Here is a 24,427-nt window from a genome sequence, read left to right as displayed (position 1 = left end):
ACTTCTTCATTATGAGAGTAAGTCCCCAAATTATTTTCATAAATAAAATAGCTCATGACTTAAAGGTCATGAGCTATTTTGTATTAAATTTCTAATAGATTTTTTTCAATTAATGAATTAACTGCCGAACAAATTGCAATTTTCACATGAGCATATGTTAAACCACCTTGAACGTATGCAACATATGGAGCTCTTATTGGACCGTCTGCTGTTAACTCGATACTTGCACCTTGGATAAATGTCCCCGCTGCCATAATGACATCGTCTTCATATCCAGGCATATAGTTTGCGGTTGGTGTAAAATGAGCATTGATTGGCGAAGCCGCTTGAATTGCCTGACAAAATGCGATCATTTTTTCTTTATCATCAAATTGTACAGATTGAATTAAATCTGTTCTTACTGCATCCCATGAAGGGTTCGTGTTCATACCAAGCTTTTCTAAAAACGCTGCAGTAAATAACGCTCCTTTTAATGCTTGACCTGTGATATGTGGCGCCATAAAAAAGCCATGGTACATATCTTGTAACGCATAAAGAGAAGCACCCGCTTCACGTCCAATTCCTGGAGATGTTAAACGATAGCCACATTTTTCAACTAAATCTTTGCGTCCTACAATATAACCACCAGTTTTAGCAAGTCCACCACCAGGATTTTTAATTAATGAACCCGCCATTAAATCTGCTCCTACATGGCACGGCTCCAGTTTTTCAACAAACTCACCATAGCAATTATCTACAAAAACAATAACATTTGGATCAATTTCTTTTACAAAGTCGATCATCTCTTTAATTTGTTCAATTGTATAGGAAGGTCTTGTTCCGTATCCTTTTGAACGTTGAATACCAATTACCTTCGTATTACTTGTCATTTTATTTGCTACTTTTTCATAATTGATTCGTTCATTATTTACTAATTCGATTGATTCATACCCAATCCCAAAGTCTTTTAATGAACCGTTTCCACTTTCCCCACGAATCCCTACGATTTCCTCTAACGTATCGTATGGCTTCCCTGTAATATATAATAACTCATCACCTGGTCTTAATACGCCAAATAAAGCAGTTGAAATTGCATGTGTTCCAGAAATAATTTGCGGTCTCACTAAACCAGCTTCTCCACCTAAAACATCCGCAAAAATTTCCTCTAATGTATCTCTTCCAATATCATCATAACCATAACCAGTTGTTGGGATAAAATGACTATCACTCACTTTATGCTTTCGAAAACTTTGTAAAACTTTAAATTGGTTATACTCAATCACTTCGTCTATTTCTTTATGGGCTTCTGAAATTAATTTTTCAACATCTGCCACTAATGGTGCAATTTTTTCCCCATTTGATAAAAATTCTAACATTGATTATTGCTCCTTATATCTTCTATATCTTTTAACTGTATCATAAATTGAATGTTCCTTGAAAACATAACCAGTCATTTGATAGATTTCTGTTTCTTCATTAAAGGTGATCGATTCAATCATCGTTAATTTTTTGATTTCATGAATCAATTTCCCTTCGTTTGCAGGTACAAACACTTCAAAATATTCCATGTATTGTTTACATTCAAATTCAATTCTTTGACGTAATTTACTTAAATCATCTTCATTTAATGCACTCATTTCAATAAAACCTTCTGATGGTGACGGAACAAAGTCTTCATGAACTTGATCAATTTTATTATAAACAGTTAAAATTGGAATATTTTCTACATCTAAATCATTCAATAATTTAGAAACTGTTACTTCATGGCTTTTATAATTTTCATGAGATGCATCGACAACATGAAGAATGAAATCTGCTTCCGTTGCTTCTTCAAGTGTAGAGCGGAATGCAGCAATAAGAGAAGTTGGTAAATCCTGAATAAAACCAACCGTATCTGTTAGTAAAGTTGTCATACCATTTGATAAAACAAATTTTCTAGTTGTTGGATCTAATGTTGCAAACAGTAAATCTTGTTCATACACATCAGATTTAGTTAGTCTGTTAAATAATGTTGATTTTCCTGCATTTGTATAACCTACTAATGAAATATGAAACATTTCATTTTTCTTACGTCGCTCACGATAACGTTTACGATGTTCAACGATTATGTTTAATTGCTGTTTAATATCATCAATACGTTTTCGAATGTGACGACGATCAGATTCTAGTTTTGTTTCACCAGGTCCCCTAGTACCAATACCCCCACCAAGTCTTGATAACTCTGTACCTTGACCTACCAATCTTGGCATTAAATATTGTAATTGAGCCAATTCTACTTGTAATTTACCTTCTTTTGTTTTTGCTCGCTGCGCAAATATGTCTAAAATTAATTGTGTACGGTCAATTACTCTTTTTTCTAATCTTGCAGATAAATTGCGAATTTGAGATGGAGTCAGTTCATTATTAAAAATAATAACATCAGGTTCTAACTCTGCAATTGCTGCCTCTAACTCTTCTACTTTACCTGTGCCTATGTATAATGCTGGATGATATTTAGTTCTTTTTTGTGAAGTGATTAAAACTACCTCTCCATTTGCCGTTTTCGTAAGTGATGCTAATTCATCTAATGAATAATTAAAACGATCATCATCTACATTTTGAAGTTGACATCCAACTAAAATGGCTTTTTCTCTCATTTCATTCGTCACAAAATTCCACCTTTTCTATAATCAATTCTAAGCAATAAATATTCTTTACTCTTAACTATCTCTTTATTATAATGATATCTGGACTATTTTTCATCTTTTTATTGGAGGGGCAGGGGAATTGCTTATTGGAAACATGGGAGTTATTTAGCATTATTGGTACTATTTCCTTTGCATTAAGTGGTGCAGTAGTAGCCATGGAAGAAGACTATGATTTATTTGGTGTCTATATCCTAGGATTTGCTACAGCCTTTGGTGGCGGTGCATTACGAAATTTATTAATAGGCTATCCAATTAACTATTTATGGAATCAAACAACAAACTTTACAATTGCGCTAGTTGCAATGACAATTATCTTTTTCTTTCCGCAATTATCAAATAAACCATTTAAAAAATTAGATATTTTATTTGATTCAATCGGTTTATCTGCTTTTGCAATTCTTGGTGCAAATTATGCCATGGAATTAAAATTACCTGTAAGCGCTGTTATTGTAGCATCTGTCTTAACAGGAATCGGTGGTGGGATCGTTCGAGATCTACTTGCAAAAAGAAAACCAATGGTATTACATTCAGAAGTATATGCTTTTTGGGCGATACTTGTAGGTGTTCTAATTGGAAATAAATTTGTTGATTCAAATTTTGAACTTTTATTATTATTCATTGTTATAGTACTGCTTAGACTATTATCTGTGCATTATAATTGGAGTCTACCTAAAAGATCATTTAAAAACTCTACAATTAGTCTAAACGAATCAAGCACTCAAAAATTAAATTAAATCAGTCCAAAAAACAAACCTAATAAAGGTTTGTTTTTTTCATACTATTGAAATAAAACATTGTCAATATAGAACAACAAAAGTCTAAGTATATATTATTAAAGCAAAGATTTTAAAGGTTCATACTCATAACAGGTTCATGAGGAAGTAAACCAGCGAAAATTAGAACGTACTTCCTCATAACAGGTTTATGAGGAAGTAAAATAGTGAAAAATAGAAAGATTCTTCCTCATAACAGGTTCATGAGGAAGTAAACCAGTGAAAAATAGAAAGATTCTTCCTCATAACAGGTTCATGAGGAAGTAAACCAGCGAAAATTAGAAACGTACTTCCTCATAACAGGTTCATGAGAAAAGAAAATAGTGAAAAATAGAAAGATTCTTCCTCATAACAGGTTCATGAGGAAGTAAACCCGTGAAAAATAGAAAGATTCTTCCTCATAACAGGTTCATGAGAAAGTAAAATAGTGAAAAATAGAAAGATTCTTCCTCATAACAGGTTCATGAGGAAGTAAACCAGCGAAAATTAGAAAGGTACTTCCTCATAACAGGTTTATGAGAAAGTAAAATAGTGAAAAATAGAAAGATTCTTCCTCATAACAGGTTCATGAGGAAGTAAACCAGTGAAAAATAGAAAGATTCTTCCTCATAACAGGTTCATGAGGAAGTAAACCAGCGAAAATTAGAAACGTACTTCCTCATAACAGGTTCATGAGGAAGTAAACCAGTGAAAAATAGAAAGATTCTTCCTCATAACAGGTTCATGAGGAAGTAAACCCGTGAAAAATAGAAAGATTCTTCCTCATAACAGGTTCATGAGGAAGTAAAATAGTGAAAAATAGAAAGATTCTTCCTCATAACAGGTTCATGAGGAAGTAAACCAGTGAAAAATAGAAAGATTCTTCCTCATAACAGGTTCATGAGAAAGTAAAATAGTGAAAAATAGAAAGATTCTTCCTCATGACAGGGTATAGTGGAAATCAACCAAAAATTAGCTTAGTTAGTTGACAAGCTCATTTTTCAACACTCTGCAAAAAACAAACCTAATAATGGTTTGTTTTTTTATTTTTCCGTCACAGCACTTACACAAGTAAAAATTAATCCTTATTTTCATTTTCCATTACCACGAAAAAACAAACCTAAAAAAGCGTTTGTCTTCTCCACATATACGGTTATTTAAATTGTATAGTACTCATTATTTCAACTTATTTTTACATTAAAGGTGGTGGAATAGAAAACACCATAGTTAATCCATCAATTAATCGAATCGATTTTGTCTGTCATATATAAATCTTTTTCTTCGATCCTCATTAATATTTCACGATTAAACTCTGACTCAAATACTAATCTTGTTGCTTGTGTCCTAATCGATTTTTCAACGATATTACGGACAAACCGCCCATTGCTAAAATGAGCGCGATTTTCAAGTTTTGCTTTTTGGATAAAATCTCTTAATCGGTATTCTGCTTCCCGAGATAAAATGTATTCTCGATCAACAAACATTTTTTTGGAAATATCTAAAAGCTCCTTAACAGAATAATCCTGGAATTCCAATATGAATGGAAATCTTGATTTTAGTCCAGGATTCAAACTTAAGAAATAATCCATTTCTGAAGAATAGCCGGCTAAAATAAGTACAAAGTCGCCATGTTTATCTTCCATATGTTTAACGAGAGTATCAATCGCTTCTTTTCCGAAATCTTTTTCCCCACCACGGCCAAGTGAGTATGCCTCATCTATAAAAAGAATGCCACCATTTGCTTTTTTTACTAAATCTCTAGTTTTTTGAGCAGTGTGACCAATGTATTCTCCAACTAAATCTGCTCTTTCTGCTTCGATTAGGTGACCTTTTGACAATACACCCATTTTCAAAAATAATTGGCCAATAATTCTAGCAACTGTCGTTTTTCCAGTTCCTGGATTCCCTTTAAACAACATATGCAAAACTTGTTTTTCAGCTTTTAAGTTTAATTCTTCTCTTTTTTTATTAATAAATATCCAAGCATAAATTTCATGAATCATTTTTTTTATTTCATCCATGCCAATTAAATGCCTTAATTGATCCTCTATTTCAATTAACAACTCATGTTTAGGCTGTTTCACTGTTTCAATAACTGGATTTGGAGAAACCTCTCCTCTTTTCACTGTATTAAGTACAACATTTATTTGGCCGTTATCTTTTAAACGAATTGGTTGCTCCAAACATGACACCTCTCTTATTCTTTAGAACATTTTTTGTGGATCTATAGGTAACACTTTATGAGAAAACTCGCTACAGTTCTTTTTAAGATTTTTTAAAGTATTTTACTAAATAAATTTTTTACTATTATATGTACGAACAATTCATTTCAAAACTTTTATTCTCTAGACAAACAGTTAATTGGATAAGATTGCTAAATTTTACTAAATACTATTAAGATATTTGATATAATGAGAGAAAAAGAGAAGAGTTGATTAATTTGACGATCCCAAACTTAACGACTGCTACTTTACCTGATGTCATCTTGCAATTTGCCTCTCACTTAAATAGTAAAGGAAGAAAAGAATCTACCATTAAGCGTTATTGCTATGATTTAGAAGAATGTTTCCGTTACTTTAAAAAAGTTAATGAAAGTTTTAGTACTTTACAAGTTCAAAATTTTAATGATTATTTCTATTATTTAACATCTGAACGTGGATATAATGAGAAAACAATGCATCGAATTTATGTCGTACTAAATCAATTTTATAAATTTTTAAATTCTAATAATTCATCGATCGAAAATATCATACCATTCACGAACTATTTAGCAGGACCTTCTCGCGCTCTTTCAACAGACGATTTTATCTCAGAAGAAGAAGAAAAAAAGTTACTATCGATCGTTCAATCCACGACAGATTTGTCAGAAAAACAATTAAAAGCTAGATCATTTTTAATGGACCGCAATGAAATAATGATTCGTTTTATGCTGTTTTATGGACTGACTTTAAAGGAATTAATTGATTTACAAATGAGAGATATTAACTTCGCATTAAATGAACTTGTTGTCCATAGCAAGGAAGGCGTTAAAAGAACAATAATTCTCACAAAAGAAGATCGAATACTATTATATAATTATTTTGTCACGATACCCGAGCCCGTAAGACCCCACTATCATTCAACTCATCCGCTATTTGTTGCATTTGATTTTAATCGCATGACATTCCATTGGGTTTACGATACAGATTCACCGAAAGCACTAACAGAAATTGCATTTCAAAAAATGCTTAGGTTGGAAGTTAAAAGAGCTGGACTTAGAAAGGGACTTTGCTCCCAACATTTAAGAAACACTTTTATTCTACGGAAAATAAAAGAGGGATTATTAGTGGAAGATATTCAGCAATTAGTTGGATTGAAGACCCCTGTTTCTTTAAAGCGATACTTTCAATTTTTTAGGGAAAATGAACACCCAAATAAAAAGGAGTTATGATTTTGATCATCATAACTCCTTCCTTTTCTCGGTGTTTTTAAGAACTTGTATTTAGTTTTGCTCTCATAAGTTCTGCGATTTCTTTCGAAGAATATTTTTCTTCATTTTGCAAAGCTGCAATTACTTTTTCTCTTCTCTCAATCGAATGATTTTGACTTAATTTCTTTTTTCCGATTAACTCTGTTACTTCTATTTTTAAACAAACAATTCCTGAAAGTAGTTTTTCAACATAATCTGAGTGATCTTCGTATTTCCAAGGTTTTGATTGTCCTTTTTCAAAATAGTCAGTCGTTTTTAAAACGATTTTTCTCATCTCATCCTTATTTTCAATCGTTATTACTTTTCCATAAGCATGGATTGCTGTATAGTTCCAAGTTGAAACTGTATTTTTTTCTTCATACCATGAAGCAGAAACATATGCATGTGGTCCTGGAAAGATGATTAAACATTCCTTACCATTCAACGTTTTCCATTGAGGATTTGGCTTAGCTAAATGTGTAATGATTATTAAACTCTCTTTTGCTTCTTGAATGATAAAAGGTAAATGAGTTGCTTCTATTTTTGCTTCGTCATTATTTGATACTAATATTCCGAAGCTATTTTTCTTCATTTCTTTTATTAATTGATTTAGATCCGTTTCTGTGAATTCTTTTGGAACATACATTTGTATTCCCCTTCCCATTAGTTTACATAATAATATTATCGAATTCAAATTACAATAGAAAATTAAAAAAGCATTGACCATAAGATCAATGCTCTTTTTTCAATTTATTTTACATTTCAATTTGAACGTTTTTTGATGGTACAAACGTTGAAATTGCATGTTTATATATTAATTGTTGTTTACCTTCAACATCTAATAATACCGTAAAGTTATCAAAGCTTTTTACTTTCCCTTTAATTTGAAATCCATTAAGTAAAAATACTGTAACCGCTAGATTGTCTTTACGTAATTGGTTTAAGAACTGGTCTTGAATGTTGATTGATGTTTTCATGTCCTTTTCCTCCTCTTCTACCTCTACATATATTTATTCGAGATGAAATAGCCCTTTCCTTCAAGTAGAGCTAAAATTTCCAGTTTTTTTATATCAAAATTATGTCCATTCATTTCAAACCAATGAATGCTCATTTTATTTCTAAACCATGTCATTTGCCTTTTTGCATACCTTCTTGAGCTTTGTTTAATTAAATCGATTGCTTCTTCTTTCGTTAAAATTCCATCAAAATAATCGTAAAGCTCTTTATAGCCAATCGCTTGCACAGATTGACAATTTCGAATACCTTTGTCGTAGAGCATTTTTGCTTCTTCTACTAGTCCTTCTTCCAACATTAGATCAACTCGTAAATTAATTCGTTTGTATAGTAGCTCTCGATCCATCGATAATCCGATGATTTCTGCATCATATAAATACTCTGGCTCTTTCTTAAATGCGGTCTCTGAAAATTTTTGCCCTGTCAGTTTGAAAACTTCAATTGCACGGATTACTCTTCTGACATTATTCATATGTATTTGCTTTGCACTTTCTGGATCAATTTCTTTTAATTGATCATGTAAAGCTTTATTCCCAAAGGCCATCGCAAAACCCTCTAATTGGTTTCTTAAAAGCTCATCACCCTCTTGCTCAGCAAATTCATATTTAGTTAAAACACTTTGGATATATAATCCAGTACCACCAACAATAATTGGAATTTTACCTCGATTAGCTATTTCTTTAATTTTTTCCCTAGCTAAAGTTTGAAAATCAGCAACTGTAAAAGATTCTTTTGGATCAAGGAAATCAATTAAATGATGCGGAATTCCTTCCTTTTCTTCTTCTGTAATTTTAGCTGCACCAATATTTAATTCTTTATAAACTTGTGTTGCATCGCCATTAATGATTTCTCCATCAACAGCTTTTGCAAGTTCAATACTTAGCTTTGTTTTCCCTACTGCTGTAGGACCAACGATCACTATCACTTTTTGCATATTTACCATTGTAATCACATATACGCCTTTCTATACAACCTTTTCCTTACTTATCCCACTAATTTTGAAAGTAGATAACTCTTTTTATTTATACCATATTTATACAAAAATTCCAATGTGTTGTGAATTAATTCACATTTTTGAAAGAAAGTGTTTTCATTTTCTATTTGTCAAAGTAAACTAGATGTAATCTGAAAGAAAATGAGGTCATACTATGCCTGATTGGTCTTATCATACAATTTTTAAACCATTGCTCTCAAAGTTTCCTTCAAAGCTTTCAAGAGAATTTATTCATCAAAGCATGAATAAAATTTCAATTATGCCACTTGGTCCAAGTCTAATCGAATTTCTTGGTCATTTAAACACGGACAATTCCCTTGAAAAAGAGATTCATCATTTGAAAATGAAAAATCAAATTGGCTTGGCCTCTAAAATTGACCCCTATCTGTCTGGGACAAGTGCTTTTATGAATTTAGGATTTGGTGTGATTGAAATTGGACCTATTTCGATAAGTGACACTGCTACTAACAATAGTCCCCTCATTGATTTGAAACATAATCAATTAATTGGAATAGAGGAAAATAATGTATTAACCATCGAACAAATAGTAGATAAATTTTCAAAAATACATAAGAAAACGCCCATTTTTGCTAGAATCGTTGGGAGTTTTGATGAATTTAAACTGATTGAATCAAGGCTTTCTGATTTTGTAGATTTATTCATCTTAGAGTTTGATTTGGCCAAGGATTTAGTAGAAAATAAGTGGGATTCTACTAAACCGATCTGTCTATCAATTAATCCAAATGAAATAGACGATTTGCTTAAACAAGAAAGTTTCCCATTTAGTTCAATATTAATTGAAGAACCTCCAATTTCTACTGATTTAGAACAAAAAAATAACTTAATTCATTCAATTCAAAAATTAAAATCAAATCAGTTTGAGATATCTATTTTTACAAAAGGAGGAGTGATTGAACCGATTGATGCAATCGAATTAATCGATGCTGGAGCAACATTAGTATTTTTGACTCATGGATATGTACTAAGTGGTCCTGGATTACCAAAGCGGATCAATGAAGCAATATTGCATAAAAGGGAAAAAGCAAACACTAGTACAAATAATGGTTGGATTTGGTATTTTTTATTTGGGCTTTTTATGTTTATGGGCGGATTACTTGCTCTATTTATTAGTTTAACTTCCATAGTCCTTCCCTATGATGAGCACTTTTTAACGATTAATCGTCAGTTAATTACACAGTTTAATGATCGAATTCTCCCCTTTATGTCACATGATCGGATGACACTTTCAGGGACGATTATGTCGGGTGGAATATTGTTCATGGCATTAGCCAGAAATGGTATTAAACATCAATATCATTGGGCAAAGAAAGCAAGCGACACTAGTGCGTTCGTAGGTTTTTTAGCAATACTCTTTTTTATAGGATATGGTTACTTTGACTGGCTACACGCTTTATTTTGGGTCGTTCTATTAATACCATTCTTAATTGGTTTTTTTAAAACAAAAAGTATAAATAGAAGTCCGGAATCTGAGAATTTAACAAATAATTCCGCTTGGAAACTTAGTTTAATTGGACAATTATTTTATATTATTCTAGGATTTTCAATCATACTCGGAGGATGTGTTATTTCCTATATAGGCGTCACTACTACCTTTGTTAAAACAGATTTGAATTATTTATGTATAACACCTTCTGGTTTGAATGCATTTAATCAACACTTAATACCTGTTATCTCACATGACCGCGCTGGTTTTGGAGGAGGGTTAGTAAGTGTCGGCTTACTCGTACTTATGATTTCATTGTGGGGATTCAGACAAAATCAAAATTGGATTTGGTTCACATTATTGTTCGGAAGCCTACCTGCACTGATAACTGCGTTTGCAGTCCATTTTATGATTGGGTATACTGATTTTTATCATTTATTACCACCAATCATTGCCAGTTTGTTTTTATTGATTGGAGCCATAACTTCCTATAGATTTTTGAATGTTAAAATGAATCATAGGAACAAAAATTTTTCTAAAATAAGCAAACAGCTATAAATTCAATTATCAGTATAAAAGGTAGGAGATTCTCCTACCTTTTTCAATCATCTATTACAACATGTTTTTTCCGTAGTATGTAATAAACAGGAAGCCCTATTAATGTTAAGCCAATTCCCCAAAATGCTAAAATAGTTTGCGTCATAAGTGTATTAACGACGATAAAGATTCCCCCAATTATTGCGATTGAGAGTACTAAAGGCAAAAAAGGTACTCTATATGGCCTGTTCAGATCTGGTTCCCGTTTTCGTAAAATATAAACAGCAATAAATGTTAATGTATAGAAGATCCAAATGACAAATACTAACATGTCCGTTAATAGGTCAAATCCACCTATAAACATCATAAATATGGCAACTATTAGGATAAATAGACCTGCATTATATGGAATTCCAGTTTTAGATAATTTACCAAACCAACTACTAAATGGAAGTTTTTGTTCTCTAGCTAATACATAAGGGACCCTCATACCAGTCATTGTATAGCCATTTATTGTACCAAATACGGAAATCAAAATTCCGATCGAGACGAGTTTTCCTCCAAAATTACCGAATAACACTTTTGAAACTTCAGTGGCAGGTGTAGATGTACTAGCTAATTGCATTGCGGTTAATACAAATAAAAAGGATATGTTAACCAATAGATACACCGCCATTACAGCTGCTAAACCAAATACGATTGCTTTTGGCAAATCATTTTTAGGATTTTTCATTTCTCCGGCTATATTTCCTACGAGGATCCAACCATCATATGCAAACATCGTAGCAAGTAAACCTGAACCAAGTGCTGGAAAAAAACTTCGATCATTTCCTACTTCAATTGGAAAAAGCTGAAAAGTCACATTTCCTTCATGTAATAACCCAAATATAATCAAAATCGCCAACGGTATTAGTTTACAAAACGTAAAAAGTGATTGAATACTACCAGCAGTTTTTGCTCCTAAAAAATTCATGAATGTGATAAAAATTGCAGTTACTACAGCAATCATCGTAACGGTGAATTGATTAGAATTAGCTGAGACACCAAATATGGAAACTGCTTGCGTGCCAAAAATAATCGAAAGCGCGGCAATATTTGCTGGAAAATAAATGATCGTTTGAGACCATCCAAGTAAATAAGCAGTTAAATCTCCATAGGTATGCTTTAAATAGGCAACCATTCCTCCTGTTTTTGGTATTGCTGCGGCAAGCTCAGCGCCGGATAGACCAGCACAAATGGTAATGATGCCACCAATAATCCATGCTAATAAACCTAAGCTTGCAGAACCAGTTGCGCCATAAACAGCTGTTGCTTTAAAGAAAACTCCACCGCCAATTACCGTACCAATTACAGTCGTTAAAGCTGCAATAAATCCCATTTCTCTTCTTAATTTATTTTCCGACAATCGGATCACTCACCCATTCTTTAAAAATCACTTTACTTCATTTCCAAAGAAATGTTCACAAACACTAGAAATTCTTTTCAGGTCAACATTTCCACCCGATATGATTGCCACTACTTTTTTATCTTTTATATATTTTGAAGCTTTACCTGATAAAATTACTGCTGTCGCAAGCGCACCTGAACCTTCCACTACTGCTTTACCGCGCTGCAGTAAATCCTTCATTGCGACTTCTATTTCATCCTCACTAACAAGAATGATTTCAGTTACTAATTCTTTTACAATTTCAAAAGTTAATTTACCTGGAACCTTTACAGAACAACCATCGGCTATTGTTGGTGCAATATAGTTACTTACGATTTCCCCAGCGTCTATTGATGCTTTCATACCATGTACATTCTCCGCTTGAACACCAATAATGTCTATTGTTGGATTAAATGATTTCAATGCGACTGCAATACCCGAAATAAGACCTCCACCACCAATTGGAACAATTATTGTATCAACATCCCAAAGATCATCTAAAATTTCAATACCAATCGTTCCTTGACCAGCCATAATGTGAATATCATCGTATGGATGGATGAATGTTTCACCAGTTTCATCACGTACTTTAGCACAATAGTCTTTCGCATCATCAAATGTGTCACCGTATAAAATGATATTTGATCCGTAGCCTTCTGTTGCATCAACCTTTGCTATTGGTGCAGTTTTAGGCATGATGATTTTACTCTTTATATGTAATAGCTTTGATGATAAAGCGACACCTTGTGCATGATTCCCTGCTGAACAGGCGATAACTCCTTTATTTCTTTCTTCCTCATTTAAATGTGAAATTTTATTAAATGCACCTCGAAATTTAAAAGAACCTGTTAATTGCATATTTTCAAGTTTTAAATAAATTTCTCCGTCCGACTTTGAAGTTAAATAAAATGATTTTACTAAAGGTGTTTTACGAGCCTTCCCTTCTAAAAGTTCATATGCAGTTTTAATGTCTTTAATCGTTAGTGGTAATCCCTTTTGATCTAAATTATTCATTTTCTAACTTCCTTTTTTTCAGCATTTTAATTTAATCAATTGATACATGTTAAGTTTGTGTCAAATTACTTAACAAAATACCAAAAACAGGGATTAGTATAGGTGGAGAAAATAAAAAAGAAGGAGACTTGTGTCTCCTTCTTTTATTAAGCCTGAGTTACGTTTAACTTTGCAGCTAATTTATTTAGCATATCTTCAGACATACGATCTAAATCATATTTCGGATCGAAGCCCCACTCTTCTTTTGCAGCAGAGCTGTCAATTGAATTTGGCCATGAATTAGCAATTCCTTGGCGAATAGGGTCAATGTCGAAATCTAATGTAAATTCAGGGATGAATTTACGAATTGATGCCGCGATTTGAGTTGGTTCAAATGACATCGCTGAGATATTAAATGCATTACGATGTTTAAGTTTTGAAGGGTCTGCTTCCATTAACTTAATAATTGCATCGATTGCATCTGGCATATACATCATATCCATGTATGTTCCTTCACCAATAAATGAAGTATATTTTTTATTTTTTAATGCTTCATAATAAATATCAACAGCATAATCAGTAGTACCTCCACCAGGCACTGTATCATAAGAGATTAAGCCTGGGAAACGTACGCCGCGAGTATCTACTCCAAATTTTTCAAAGTAATAATCACATAATAATTCACCAGCTACTTTTGTAACACCATACATTGTCGTTGGACGTTGGATTGTATCTTGTGGTGTGTTATCCTTTGGCGTTGACGGGCCAAAAGCACCGATTGAACTTGGCGTAAAGAATTTTAAGTTTAATTCTCTCGCTACTTCAAGAGCATTCACTAATCCACCCATATTTAAGTCCCAAGCTAATGTAGGTTTTGCTTCTGCAACTGCAGATAATAGAGCAGCTAAATGAATGAACGTATCAACTTCATATTTTTTAGCAATCTCTAACATTTTTTCTTTATCCATTACATCCAAAATCTCAAAATGACCAGTTTCTAAAATTGGACTTCCTTCAAGACGGCGAATATCTGTCGCAACTACATTTTCAACACCGTATTCTTTTCTAAGACGCATAGTTAATTCTGAACCGATTTGTCCAAAACAACCAGTAATTAATATTTTCTTCATTCCTTAGTCCACCTTATAGTAAAAATATCGAATTTAATGATTAAAATTATTTTATAACGTTTAATTCACGACCAACTTTTTCATAAATAGCTAAAACTTCATCTAGCATTTCTTTAGTATGCGCAGCTGTTGGCATATTACGTATACGACCAGTTCCAAGTGGTACTGTTGGGAATACGATTGACTTCGCATAAACTCCCTCTTCGTATAAACGTTTTGAAAACTCTTGTGTAAGATTTTCGTCACCAATAATACATGGTGTAATTGGTGTTTCAGACTCACCAATATTAAATCCAAGCTTTGATAAACCAGCTTTTAAGTAATCACCATTTTCCCAAAGCTTTTCGATTTTTTCTGGTTCTTCAGACATAATACGAATTGCTTCAATACAAGCTGCAGCATTTGCTGGTGTTAAAGAAGTAGAGAATAAGAAAGGACGTGCACGTACTTTTAACCAATCGATTAATTGTTGTGAACCTGCTACATATCCACCTACAACGCCAACTGCTTTAGAAAGTGTACCAATTTGGAAATCAATTTTATCTGATAATCCGAAATGCTTTACTGTTCCAGCACCTTTACCCATAACGCCAGAACCATGAGCATCATCGATATAAGTAATTAAGCCAAATTCTTCAGCAATTTTTACGATTTCAGGAATATTTGCTACATCTCCATCCATTGAGAAGACACCATCTGCTATGTACATAACTTTCTCATATAAACCACAAGTTGTAGCTTCTTTTGCTTTCTCACGTAAATCATCCATATCTTGGTGTTTTACACGAATAATTTTTGCCCCAGAAAGTCGGCAACCATCGATAATTGAAGCATGGTTTAATTCATCAGATAGTATTGCATCTTTTTTTGTCATTACTGCAGAGATCGCACCCATGTTACAGTTAAAACCAGATTGGAATGCAATAGCAGCCTCTGTATGTTTAAATTCAGCAATCGCTTTTTCAAGTTGATCGTGGATATCCATCGTACCATTAATCGTACGTACCGCTCCTGCACCAACTCCATATTTTTCAGTCGCTTCAATAGCAGCTTGTTTTAAGCGAGGATGAGTCGCAAAACCAAGATAGTTATTTGAAGATAAATTAATAAATTGTTTACCACTAATTTGAATAGTAGCTTCGTTAGAACCTTCTAAAGAGTTAATCTCATTATAGAGGCCTTTCTCTTTTAACTCAGTTAATTGTGGAGTTAAAAATGCTTCTAATGTCTTGCTTGACATAAATACCAGCTCCTTAATTATGTTTATTTATCTAAAAGGAGTAAGCCCCCATTTTATATATTATTTATTATGAAATAAATATAAAAAATTATCGTTTTATTATTTTCCATTTTTGTTAAAGAAAATTTTTTTATGTATTAATGACAAGTATAGTTTGAGGCTTTCCGAATTCAATTATAAATCGGTTACAATGCATTAGGAATACTTTTATTCGAAAAAGGTTGAAATTCAATTATTATAAAAATTCATATAATTCGTATATTATTCATTTTGTTTTTGTAATAAAATATCTAGTTGTTAAGAAAGGGCAAAAAACGAATCATGCCTATTTAAGTTTGAACAATACAAGAAATGCTGCAATTAAATGCAATGATGAAATCCTACAAATAAAAAGTGAACTGCAAATAATTTCCGAAAACTACGTTTATTATCTATTTGTTACAGTATTTTGTCTCAAAATATGTAAAGTTGAGATACTTATTTTTAAAACGAGAAATTAAAAAGGGGCGCCTATTGTCAATAACTCGACAATAAGACAGCCCATAAAAAATATTTTTTCACAAAACTAACTATCAATAAACCTTTAAGCTCTTATTTGAGTGCCAACACCCTGTCTGATTTTCTTTTCATTCATTAAATAACGTGATAATCCAACTGTTACGATTAATGAAACAAAAACAGGAATTGAACCGATCCATGTAATTGAACGAATCGACAATTGACTCACTGCTAGCCCTCCGATTGCTGCACCAAAGGCAAAGCCTAATTGCATCATTGACTGATTTAAACCTAATAAAACATCAGATGATTTAGGATATATTGTTGCTAAGTTAAATTGTTGTGTTGCACCAGATGACCATCCAGTAAATGACCATAATGTAAGGATAATGATGACTGAATAGATTGAACTGGTGATGAATGATAATAATAAAATCGATAAAATATTAAGAACTAATCCTCGTTTTAATGTAAGTGTAATTCCCCATCGGTCTGCACTGAATCCTCCGAATTTTGATCCGAATAAACTAGCGATACCTAGTATTAATAGCGCAAAACTTAAAACGTGATCGCTCATGTTTGTAGTTTGAATAAGATACGGTGATAAATACGTAAATACGATCCCATATCCGCTCATTAAGAAAAAAGTAATGGATAAAGCTAATGCGATTTTTGGTTGTTTAAACAATGCGATTTGCTGCAATAACGGTATCGGTTGATCTCCTTTAGTTTGTGGAATTGTTTTAACGATAATTGCTAAAGAGATTAAAACAAATATAGCAACTCCAAGAAAGACGAATCTCCAATCATAAGCAGCTGCTATAAATCTACCAATTGGGACCCCAATAATTAGTGAAGCAGTAAATCCCATGACAACAGTGGCAATTGAACTTGCCTTTTTTTCTGCTGGAGCAATTTTTGCAGCCAAGCTAAGTACTGTTACAATCGTAACCCCTGCACTTAACGCCATTATAATGCGTGCAACCATAAATAAACCGTAACCAGGTGCAAGTACTGCTAATAAATTACCTATTATAAATACACTTAAAGAAATTAAAAGTAATTTTCGACGTTCCATTTTAGCTAATACAGCCATTAAAATCGGTGTACCGATGGCATAAATCAATGAATACACCGTAATTAATTGCCCTGCAGCTTCAATAGAAATACCTAATTCGATGGCCATTTTATCTAAAATACCAGAAATAACATATTGCGAAGTTCCAACTAAAAAACTAATCATTGCTAAAATATAAATTTTCCCATTATTCGTCATAATTTAATTCCTTCCAACATAATTTTATATTTCTATAAATACCGAAATATTAAGCACTATTTAAGGAAGCCATTTTATTAGCTTCCTTCCTACTATCTATTCAAAAAAAGGCTTAGACTAGAACATTTAAATGTTTTTTAACATCATATTCTTCAATTGCTTCACCATTTTTCAAACGATGTAAAAGATCTGGATTCGAAATTATTGGACGCCCGAACGCAGCAATATCAATTGTTCCTTCATTAATAGCCTTTTCAGCCATTTCTGGATTTAATGATCCAACTCCAACAATTATTCCATCCCAGTACTTTCTAACAAGCTGATGCATCGTTTTACCATCTGCAAGTATACGATCAAATTGCATAATCGAAGGGTGTAATAAAGTTGCACCTACTTCTTTGAATGCTTCAATAAATGTACGTATTGCATAATCCGGATCTTCCCACATATAGCCTGGAATATCTGCTTTATGTGCAGAAAAGCGAATCATCGTTCTATCAGTACCAATCGCTTCAATAACTGCTTTTATTACTCCCTTCATGAAAGTTAATCTTTGCGGTAGATCACCACCGTATTGATCTGTCCGATTGTTTGTAACATCTGAATTAAATTGATCGATCAAGTATCCATGTGCAGCGTGAATTTCGACTCCATCGAACCCAGCTTCAATGGCATTTTTAGCAGCTTGAGCGTATTGATTGATTACATCCCTAATATCCTGTGTAGTCATTTCCTCAGGAATATCATATGGCTTACGAAAACGAGAAACTAATCCTTCAGCGCGTATCGCTGATGGTGCTTGTGGTGGCATATTTCCAGCAAGCTCATGATGAGATAATCGTCCAACATGCCAGATTTGTGAAATCATTGTGCCACCTTCCTTGTGAACAGCATCAGTCACCTTTTTCCAAGCTTTAATTTGATCTTTAGAATAAATACCCGGAATACCTGGATATCCTTTTCCACGTGGACTAATAACTGTTCCCTCAGAAATAATCAGCCCTATGCCGTCAGTAGCTCGTTTACGATAATATTCAACAACATCATCTCCAACAACACCCGTTTGATCATTAGCAAAACTTCTTGTTAATGGCGCCATTGCAGTACGACTACGTAAATTCCATGCACCTATTTTTACTGGTTCAAAAAGTTTACTTTCTAGACCCTTTTCTAATTTTCCCCAACTAGTACCTCCATTGCTTACTAAGCTCATATTCAATTCCCCTTTTCTTATTCGGTATTTCTATAAATACTGAAATATAAACTAAAATTATACCGCTTTATTTTTAAAGTAAAGCGGGTGCATATTTTTCCAAAACTTCTCGTTGTAAACTATAGTATCTGAAGGTCCCTTCTTTGCGAACTGTTAACAAGCCGCAATCCAGTAATGGTTTTAAATGATGTGTCAATGTAGAATTGGCCGATACTTTTATTTGATTTTTCATTTCGATACAAGCTAATTCAGATTGCTTAGCAAGTACTTTAACAATTTGTAAACGAGTGGATTCACCTAATGCCTTATAAACTTTTACTGCAAGATCATCGTTCACCACTTTAACCTCCTTTCAAAGACGAGCGCTTATTTCAGTATTTCTAGAAATATTGTATTTTAACTAATTTATGATGTCAAGAGACGTGAATTCATAAATAAAAGAAATTTAGCTATCACTTAATTTTATAGTGTTGATTTCACTTGGAAATATACCTATTCCATTTGTAACAAAATTCAAAAACCTACAAGAAAATTATTTATCTTGTAGGTTTTTTCACTATAATATTTGATAAGATTAAGTAGTTTAAATAAGTAGATTAAACAATGTTGGGTTATTGTTTATTTCCATGAATTGAATTTCATGACAATTCATTCGCTCAATCAATGCTTTGTAATCGGATTTATTGGCCAATTCTATTCCAACTAGTGCTGGTCCATTGTCCTTATTGTTTTTCTTTGTGTATTCAAACCTCGTAATATCATCGTTTGGTCCTAATACTTTATCTAGAAATTCACGTAATGCGCCAGATCGTTGTGGGAAGTTGATGATGAAATAATGTTTTAGTCCTTCATGAATTAAAGACCTTTCTTTTATTTCTTGAAGTCTGTCTATATCATTATTTCCACCAGATACGATACAAACGACGTTCTTTCCTTTTATTTCATCTTTAAATAATTCTAAAGCTGATACAGACATAGCTCCAGCGGGTTCTGCAATGATTGCATTTTTATTATAAAGCTCTAAAATCGTTGTACAAATCTCTCCTTCAGGAATAGCGACTACTTGATCAATTACCTCTCTACAGATTTCATATGTTAAATAACCAACTTGGCCAACTGCTGCTCCATCAACAAATTTCTCAATAAAAGGTAACGTTACAACTCTTCCATTTGCAATTGATTCGGCCATTGAAGCAGCACCTAGCGGCTCTACTCCAATCACCTTAGTTGAAGGACTAATTCCTTTTATGTAAGTTCCAACACCAGAGCTTAATCCACCTCCGCCAATTGCGACGAATAGATAATCTACTGGACGGTCAATTTCATTTAATATTTCAACTGCTACAGTACCTTGCCCTGCAATTACGTCTTGATCATCAAATGGATGAATAAATGTCATTTGATTTTCATCGCAATAAGCTTGCGCATTTTGATGGGCAATATCAAAGGTGTCACCAATTAAGATCACTTCAACAAATGGTCCACCAAAAAATTTCACTTGAGATACTTTTTGATTCGGTGTTGTTGATGGCATAAATACTTTCGCATACACCTGCAATTGATTACATGTATACGCTACGCCTTGAGCATGATTACCTGCGCTTGCACATACAACCCCTTTTTGTCTATCTTCATAAGACAAGTTACTAATTTTGTAATATGCTCCTCTAAGCTTAAATGAGCGAATTATTTGTAAATCCTCTCGCTTTAAAAATACGTTACAATTATATTTTTCACTAAGCATTGTACTAATCTGCAAAGGTGTTTTATTCGTAACTTCTTTCAATGTATTATAGGCAACTAAAATATCCTCAATCTTTACAGTACTTTTTACCTTCTCCATATAACTACCTACCCTTTGCATTTTTTTATTTAAACTCCATTATAGTAAAAGTTACCTAATTAATAAACAGAAAATTCAATTTTTAACGAAAATTTTATGTCATTATGAATAAATAAAATAAAATAAAATGTGCTTAAGATCGGTACTTCATTCGAATTGGCAGTAATACTCTAGTTATCATTTTGGGTTGGATATGCTATCATTTTCATATTAAATAAATAGATATTAGGTGATTTATAAATGGAAAATCAATCTTTATTATTAATAGATGGCTTTAACTTATTAAGTAGAGGCTATTTTGCAACCTCCTATGGGAGAAGTGATGAACAACTTTCTAAGACGAAAAATGGAGTTTATATAAATGCATTAAGAGTATTTATTCCAAAGCTTTTTAACTTAATTAAAGAGCATGACATTACTCATCTTGCCATTACTTGGGATGTTAAACGCGAAGAAACTGATCGTCGAAATAAATATGATTTTTACAAAGCAACTCGTGGAGAACTACCAACGCCACTTATCGAACAATATTTCACTTTAAAAACAGCATTAGAAGAAATCGGAATTGCCCAACTAGAAATGGCACCATATGAAGCAGATGATTTAATGGGTACGTTATCAAATAAATGGTCTGAAACGATTAAAAATAAATGCTATATTTATAGTAATGACAGGGACTTACTACAATTAATAAATGAACATACATCGCAAATTATTGCTCAAAAAACCGGTGAAATTGTTTACTCACTAGAGCACTTTAATAATGATTATGGAATCCATCCGAAACAATGGGTTGATGTAAAAGCCTTATTAGGTGATTCTAGTGATAATATACCAGGTTGCCCTGGAGTAGGCGAAAAATCGGCTATTCCATTAATTCAACTTTATAACACAGTTGAAGAATTATACGAGAATATGGAAAATCTTGATTCTAAATTTAATCGCTACAAAAAGAAATTAGAAGCAGGTAAGGACTCTACATTTATTAGTAAGGAGCTTTCTGCCATTACAATTGATATACCACATTTTGCTGAATATACATTCGAAGATTTAAAAATAAATATTGATGAGGATAAATTATCACTTAAGCTTGAGGAATTGGAAATTCGTGTGAAGCGATAAAAGTAAATGCTTTAAAAAAGTATAATAAAAGAACACTACAGTTTTTAGAATATCTAAAAAAAGTGGTGTTCTTTTTAATTTGACTCAGTTAAATCCTGCTCTAAAAATAAGATTCAACTACTGATGAGTTAGTTCAATAACAAATTATTTAGTATGATAATCTTTCCAACCACTTTTCGAATGAATTTTTGTTATTTTTCCTTCATCCGAAATGAATTCAATTGTTTTCCCATCAACTTTGTATTTGGTTAAAGTAAAAGATATTTTAACTGAATCGTATTCAGGATGATCATACATAAAGTCATAGTTAAACTCGATCATTGTTGCACCTTTTTGCATTTCTTTAGACAACCATTCATTTTCTTTCTCAAATTTGTTAGCTGAAATTCTTTGATTACGTTCAAGTTTATAAATCTCATCTTTTGTAAGTGTTTTTGAAACGTTAGTAATAATCTTAGTTCGTTGAATACTAATTTTGTTATATGTATTTTGGACTATAGGAATGTAGAATGTTACTATTCCAATCATAAAAACGAACAAAATCACAAGAGCTATTAAACTACTTTTCTTTTCCGTTTTAATAATAGGCATATTAATAAACACTCCTAACAATTCGGGTATTTTTATCAAATATGTTGACCTTATTATTTTAATACTGTTTAATACCATAAAATCCTTTTCTTAAGAAATTAAACTGCCATAAACTTCAATAAAAAAACGAGTTACAAGGAACTCGTTTTAGTCAACTAACGCATCGATCGTTCAATTACCTATTTCCAGAATAATTCTCCATTTTCTATAGAATCCAATTTTCCACTTGCTCTTCGTAAAAAGGATAAGGATAGTATTACATTGATACTAGATCAGAGAGCACCCTCGACAATTCGTTTATAATAACTATTATCAACTGCCTAAGGTATAATCGGTCCGTCCCAATTTTCTTCAAATTGATTCTCTCTGATTTTGAGTAGTTAATTTCTTTTATTTGATTAATGTCACCTTAAAAAGAACACACCTCCTAACTTAAGAAGCGCGCCCGATTTTTTAACAATTTACTTCTCAATCCGCAATTACAATAAATTTGTCATCACGTTTGTTCTTCAATCGTACCTGAACTCCTCACCATTGATTTCCTTATAATTGGTTAAACCTTTACAATAAAGTGATGAATAGGAACCATCACCCTTGTGAAAATTTCTGATCCTTTTTATATTTATTGAAAGAATGTTTCACTGTTTACAATAAACCATACATCTTTCACACCCTGGCCGTTTACGTCACCCTCTTTTTTGTCATTCACAAAGTAGTACAGAGGGTATCCTTTGTACGTTACCTGCTCCGCCCCAGTATCCTCTCTAGTAAGCGTACCGAAGTCTTTTTTATTGAATCCATCCGGCACTTCAAATTCCTTTTCTGTAAATGGAGGCCATTTTGCTAAGCAATCACCAGTGCAGTTACTTTTTCCGGATACGTCATTCTTAAAATAGTATAGCGCCTTTCCCTCTGTATCAGTTAGATACTCACCGACAACTTCATTCTTAAACAATTGCAAACTTGCAACGTCTTCTTTAGCAACGGTTTCCGATGCTACATCAGTTTCGCTTTGAGTTCCATTTGCCCCTTCATTTCCACATGCGCCTAAAACAAATATAACTGCAAAAATGGATAAAACAAACATCCATTTTTTCATCTTCAACCACTCCTTTTACTAGTTATCATTTCCATCCCCATTTTTGAAAAACTTGGTGTGAAGTTTCTGTTTTTAAGTAGTCGATAAACATTTTTGCTTTTTTCTTATTGTTCGAATCATTCGTCATACTAATAGGTGTTCCCCTATACAGTTTGTCTTCTTCAGGAAGCTGAACCAAATCTGTATCGTCTTTTAACCGATAATGCCAAGACTCGTATGTAATCCAAGCATCATATTTGGAATTAGCTTTCCAGTGTTCAATGGCTTCCGCGCTTGATTTTACTGAAATAGCAATATTGCGGTCAATTCCAGGAATAAGACCTTTTCTTCCCGCCAAATCCTCCCACAGTCCAAGCTGGCCTGCACCATTCACATCAATAATTTTAACCCCATTTTTTGTTAAATCCTCCAACGTTCGAATGTTCTTTGGGTTTCCCTTTCTGACTAAAATGCCTGCCGTTCTCGGATACAGCTCAATACGTGTTTTTTCATCAATCATTCCTGGATAGTTGAGCATAAAGTCACGAAGCATATACTCGGAGCCTCCATAAATAATGTCAGCATCCTGTTTGGCTTTATCAATCCATTTTGCTTCTGGACCAGCAGTTACATTTACTTTTATTCCAGTTTCCTCTGTAAACCGTTCCGCCAGCTCTTTCATTGGCCCAAGAGGTCCTCCTGGTCCGTAAACATTTACGACTTCATCATTATTTCGGCTAGCCTGCGCCTGTTTCAAATCCACAGTTTCCGAAAACCCAAGTAACACTACCATCATTAATAATAATCCAGTAATAAAAACGGTTTTGTTCATTTCTTTCCCCCTCTTTTTACAAGTATCACTATAGATAACGGGAGAAAACACAAAAGGGTTTGATATAATTTATTTTTTTATAAGATTTTTTCACTGCGGAGTATTTTGTAGTTTTTGAGTAAATAACTGACTCAAAACTTCAGCCTCTATATTTAGGTTCGAAGTTTGAGTAATTAATTATGATTTGAGGATTGAATAATAATTGAATACAAAGTAGGTTTTTATTGTAATAAAAGACATTAAAGAAGAATTAGAACGGGATTCTCTAATTGAATAAAACGCGATAGGACTGATATGCAGTATGAGTGCGCATTAAATTTATGTTATTCT

21 protein-coding genes are annotated in these 24,427 nt (G+C 32.9%); 4 read left to right on the top strand and 17 right to left on the bottom strand.

The window, feature by feature from the left end; translation table 11 throughout:
- Window positions 1-83: 83 nt before the first annotated feature.
- A complete protein-coding gene (locus tag ACSBO6_RS08325) occupies window positions 84-1,355 on the bottom strand; it encodes a methionine gamma-lyase family protein (RefSeq protein ID WP_098847173.1) in 1,272 nt (423 codons plus the stop codon).
- A 3-nt stretch (window positions 1,356-1,358) separates the two neighbouring features.
- A complete protein-coding gene (hflX, locus tag ACSBO6_RS08320; protein WP_098847185.1) occupies window positions 1,359-2,615 on the bottom strand; it encodes a GTPase HflX in 1,257 nt (418 codons plus the stop codon).
- Between the two features lie 137 nt (window positions 2,616-2,752).
- Here hflX and ACSBO6_RS08315 point away from each other — a divergent pair, with 137 nt between their 5' ends.
- Window positions 2,753-3,400, top strand: a complete 648-nt coding sequence (locus ACSBO6_RS08315) for a trimeric intracellular cation channel family protein (RefSeq protein WP_286138406.1) — start codon at window positions 2,753-2,755, stop codon at window positions 3,398-3,400.
- Window positions 3,401-4,653: 1,253 nt separating this feature from the next.
- On the opposite strand, the gene spoVK is transcribed toward ACSBO6_RS08315, so the two are convergent.
- Window positions 4,654-5,601 (bottom strand): stage V sporulation protein K, encoded by a 948-nt coding sequence (gene spoVK, locus ACSBO6_RS08310; RefSeq protein WP_098847187.1) that lies wholly within the window; start codon window positions 5,599-5,601, stop codon window positions 4,654-4,656.
- Between the two features lie 257 nt (window positions 5,602-5,858).
- On the opposite strand from spoVK, the gene ACSBO6_RS08305 reads away from it, so the two are divergent.
- Window positions 5,859-6,848 (top strand): tyrosine-type recombinase/integrase, encoded by a 990-nt coding sequence (locus ACSBO6_RS08305; protein WP_286138407.1) that lies wholly within the window; start codon window positions 5,859-5,861, stop codon window positions 6,846-6,848.
- A gap of 37 nt (window positions 6,849-6,885) precedes the next feature.
- Here the strand turns inward: ACSBO6_RS08305 and ACSBO6_RS08300 are convergent, their stop codons facing one another.
- The 3 genes from ACSBO6_RS08300 to miaA all read right to left on the bottom strand — a co-directional run bounded on the left by ACSBO6_RS08300 (window position 6,886) and on the right by miaA (window position 8,829).
- Complete coding sequence (locus tag ACSBO6_RS08300) at window positions 6,886-7,512, bottom strand: FMN-binding negative transcriptional regulator (RefSeq protein ID WP_498844468.1); 627 nt, start codon at window positions 7,510-7,512, stop codon at window positions 6,886-6,888.
- A gap of 109 nt (window positions 7,513-7,621) precedes the next feature.
- Window positions 7,622-7,843 carry an RNA chaperone Hfq gene (gene hfq, locus ACSBO6_RS08295; RefSeq protein WP_056470298.1) on the bottom strand — a complete coding sequence of 74 codons (222 nt, stop codon included), beginning with the start codon at window positions 7,841-7,843 and terminating at the stop codon, window positions 7,622-7,624.
- Window positions 7,844-7,866: 23 nt separating this feature from the next.
- Window positions 7,867-8,829 carry a tRNA (adenosine(37)-N6)-dimethylallyltransferase MiaA gene (miaA, locus tag ACSBO6_RS08290; RefSeq protein ID WP_483295207.1) on the bottom strand — a complete coding sequence of 321 codons (963 nt, stop codon included), beginning with the start codon at window positions 8,827-8,829 and terminating at the stop codon, window positions 7,867-7,869.
- Window positions 8,830-9,028: 199 nt separating this feature from the next.
- On the opposite strand from miaA, the gene ACSBO6_RS08285 reads away from it, so the two are divergent.
- Complete coding sequence (locus ACSBO6_RS08285) at window positions 9,029-10,876, top strand: dihydroorotate dehydrogenase (RefSeq protein ID WP_098847190.1); 1,848 nt, start codon at window positions 9,029-9,031, stop codon at window positions 10,874-10,876.
- Between the two features lie 43 nt (window positions 10,877-10,919).
- On the opposite strand, the gene ACSBO6_RS08280 is transcribed toward ACSBO6_RS08285, so the two are convergent.
- The 8 genes from ACSBO6_RS08280 to ilvA all read right to left on the bottom strand — a co-directional run bounded on the left by ACSBO6_RS08280 (window position 10,920) and on the right by ilvA (window position 20,474).
- Window positions 10,920-12,233, bottom strand: coding sequence for an APC family permease (locus ACSBO6_RS08280; protein ID WP_483295208.1), 1,314 nt, complete (start codon window positions 12,231-12,233; stop codon window positions 10,920-10,922).
- A gap of 54 nt (window positions 12,234-12,287) precedes the next feature.
- Entirely contained in the window at window positions 12,288-13,295 is a 1,008-nt protein-coding gene (tdcB, locus tag ACSBO6_RS08275; RefSeq protein WP_098847196.1) for a bifunctional threonine ammonia-lyase/L-serine ammonia-lyase TdcB, read from the bottom strand.
- A 146-nt stretch (window positions 13,296-13,441) separates the two neighbouring features.
- Window positions 13,442-14,404, bottom strand: a complete 963-nt coding sequence (locus tag ACSBO6_RS08270; RefSeq protein ID WP_098847199.1) for an L-threonine 3-dehydrogenase — start codon at window positions 14,402-14,404, stop codon at window positions 13,442-13,444.
- A 46-nt stretch (window positions 14,405-14,450) separates the two neighbouring features.
- A complete protein-coding gene (locus ACSBO6_RS08265) occupies window positions 14,451-15,644 on the bottom strand; it encodes a glycine C-acetyltransferase (RefSeq protein WP_098847202.1) in 1,194 nt (397 codons plus the stop codon).
- Between the two features lie 583 nt (window positions 15,645-16,227).
- Window positions 16,228-17,418 (bottom strand): MFS transporter, encoded by a 1,191-nt coding sequence (locus ACSBO6_RS08260; protein ID WP_098847205.1) that lies wholly within the window; start codon window positions 17,416-17,418, stop codon window positions 16,228-16,230.
- A gap of 112 nt (window positions 17,419-17,530) precedes the next feature.
- Window positions 17,531-18,631, bottom strand: a complete 1,101-nt coding sequence (locus ACSBO6_RS08255; protein ID WP_098847208.1) for an alkene reductase — start codon at window positions 18,629-18,631, stop codon at window positions 17,531-17,533.
- A gap of 73 nt (window positions 18,632-18,704) precedes the next feature.
- A complete protein-coding gene (locus tag ACSBO6_RS08250) occupies window positions 18,705-18,968 on the bottom strand; it encodes an ArsR/SmtB family transcription factor (protein WP_098847211.1) in 264 nt (87 codons plus the stop codon).
- Between the two features lie 246 nt (window positions 18,969-19,214).
- Complete coding sequence (gene ilvA / locus ACSBO6_RS08245; protein WP_098847245.1) at window positions 19,215-20,474, bottom strand: threonine ammonia-lyase IlvA; 1,260 nt, start codon at window positions 20,472-20,474, stop codon at window positions 19,215-19,217.
- A gap of 240 nt (window positions 20,475-20,714) precedes the next feature.
- Between ilvA and ACSBO6_RS08240 the strand changes: the two genes are divergently transcribed.
- The gene (locus ACSBO6_RS08240) at window positions 20,715-21,596 is read left to right on the top strand and encodes a 5'-3' exonuclease (protein ID WP_098847213.1); all 882 of its coding nucleotides are present in this window, start codon (window positions 20,715-20,717) and stop codon (window positions 21,594-21,596) included.
- Window positions 21,597-21,740: 144 nt separating this feature from the next.
- On the opposite strand, the gene ACSBO6_RS08235 is transcribed toward ACSBO6_RS08240, so the two are convergent.
- The 3 genes from ACSBO6_RS08235 to ACSBO6_RS08225 all read right to left on the bottom strand — a co-directional run bounded on the left by ACSBO6_RS08235 (window position 21,741) and on the right by ACSBO6_RS08225 (window position 24,097).
- On the bottom strand, window positions 21,741-22,187 hold the full coding sequence (locus tag ACSBO6_RS08235; protein WP_098847215.1) for a hypothetical protein: 447 nt from the start codon (window positions 22,185-22,187) through the stop codon (window positions 21,741-21,743).
- Window positions 22,188-22,809: 622 nt separating this feature from the next.
- Entirely contained in the window at window positions 22,810-23,286 is a 477-nt protein-coding gene (locus tag ACSBO6_RS08230; protein WP_098847218.1) for a COG4315 family predicted lipoprotein, read from the bottom strand.
- Window positions 23,287-23,311: 25 nt separating this feature from the next.
- Window positions 23,312-24,097, bottom strand: a complete 786-nt coding sequence (locus ACSBO6_RS08225) for an extracellular solute-binding protein (protein WP_098847221.1) — start codon at window positions 24,095-24,097, stop codon at window positions 23,312-23,314.
- Window positions 24,098-24,427 lie beyond the last annotated feature (330 nt).

The organism is Bacillus sp. AL-1R (genome assembly GCF_052180195.1).
Taxonomy (GTDB): Bacteria; Bacillota; Bacilli; order Bacillales; family Bacillaceae_G; genus Gottfriedia.
This window is presented reverse-complemented; position numbering and strand designations above follow the sequence as displayed.

Excerpts from the sequence above, each read along its gene's own strand:
- ilvA (WP_098847245.1), bottom strand. The coding sequence starts at position 20,474 with ATGGAGAAGGTAAAAAGTACTGTAAAGATTGAGGATATTTTAGTTGCC.
- ACSBO6_RS08230 (WP_098847218.1), bottom strand. The coding sequence starts at position 23,286 with ATGAAAAAATGGATGTTTGTTTTATCCATTTTTGCAGTTATATTTGTT.
- ACSBO6_RS08325 (WP_098847173.1), bottom strand. The coding sequence starts at position 1,355 with ATGTTAGAATTTTTATCAAATGGGGAAAAAATTGCACCATTAGTGGCA.
- ACSBO6_RS08235 (WP_098847215.1), bottom strand. The coding sequence starts at position 22,187 with ATGCCTATTATTAAAACGGAAAAGAAAAGTAGTTTAATAGCTCTTGTG.
- hfq (WP_056470298.1), bottom strand. The coding sequence starts at position 7,843 with ATGAAAACATCAATCAACATTCAAGACCAGTTCTTAAACCAATTACGT.
- ACSBO6_RS08240 (WP_098847213.1), top strand. The coding sequence starts at position 20,715 with ATGGAAAATCAATCTTTATTATTAATAGATGGCTTTAACTTATTAAGT.
- tdcB (WP_098847196.1), bottom strand. The coding sequence starts at position 13,295 with ATGAATAATTTAGATCAAAAGGGATTACCACTAACGATTAAAGACATT.
- ACSBO6_RS08285 (WP_098847190.1), top strand. The coding sequence starts at position 9,029 with ATGCCTGATTGGTCTTATCATACAATTTTTAAACCATTGCTCTCAAAG.
- ACSBO6_RS08300 (WP_498844468.1), bottom strand. The coding sequence starts at position 7,512 with ATGTATGTTCCAAAAGAATTCACAGAAACGGATCTAAATCAATTAATA.
- ACSBO6_RS08260 (WP_098847205.1), bottom strand. The coding sequence starts at position 17,418 with ATGACGAATAATGGGAAAATTTATATTTTAGCAATGATTAGTTTTTTA.
- ACSBO6_RS08265 (WP_098847202.1), bottom strand. The coding sequence starts at position 15,644 with ATGTCAAGCAAGACATTAGAAGCATTTTTAACTCCACAATTAACTGAG.
- ACSBO6_RS08225 (WP_098847221.1), bottom strand. The coding sequence starts at position 24,097 with ATGAACAAAACCGTTTTTATTACTGGATTATTATTAATGATGGTAGTG.
- ACSBO6_RS08255 (WP_098847208.1), bottom strand. The coding sequence starts at position 18,631 with ATGAGCTTAGTAAGCAATGGAGGTACTAGTTGGGGAAAATTAGAAAAG.
- hflX (WP_098847185.1), bottom strand. The coding sequence starts at position 2,615 with ATGAGAGAAAAAGCCATTTTAGTTGGATGTCAACTTCAAAATGTAGAT.
- ACSBO6_RS08270 (WP_098847199.1), bottom strand. The coding sequence starts at position 14,404 with ATGAAGAAAATATTAATTACTGGTTGTTTTGGACAAATCGGTTCAGAA.
- ACSBO6_RS08280 (WP_483295208.1), bottom strand. The coding sequence starts at position 12,233 with ATGGGATTTATTGCAGCTTTAACGACTGTAATTGGTACGGTAATTGGC.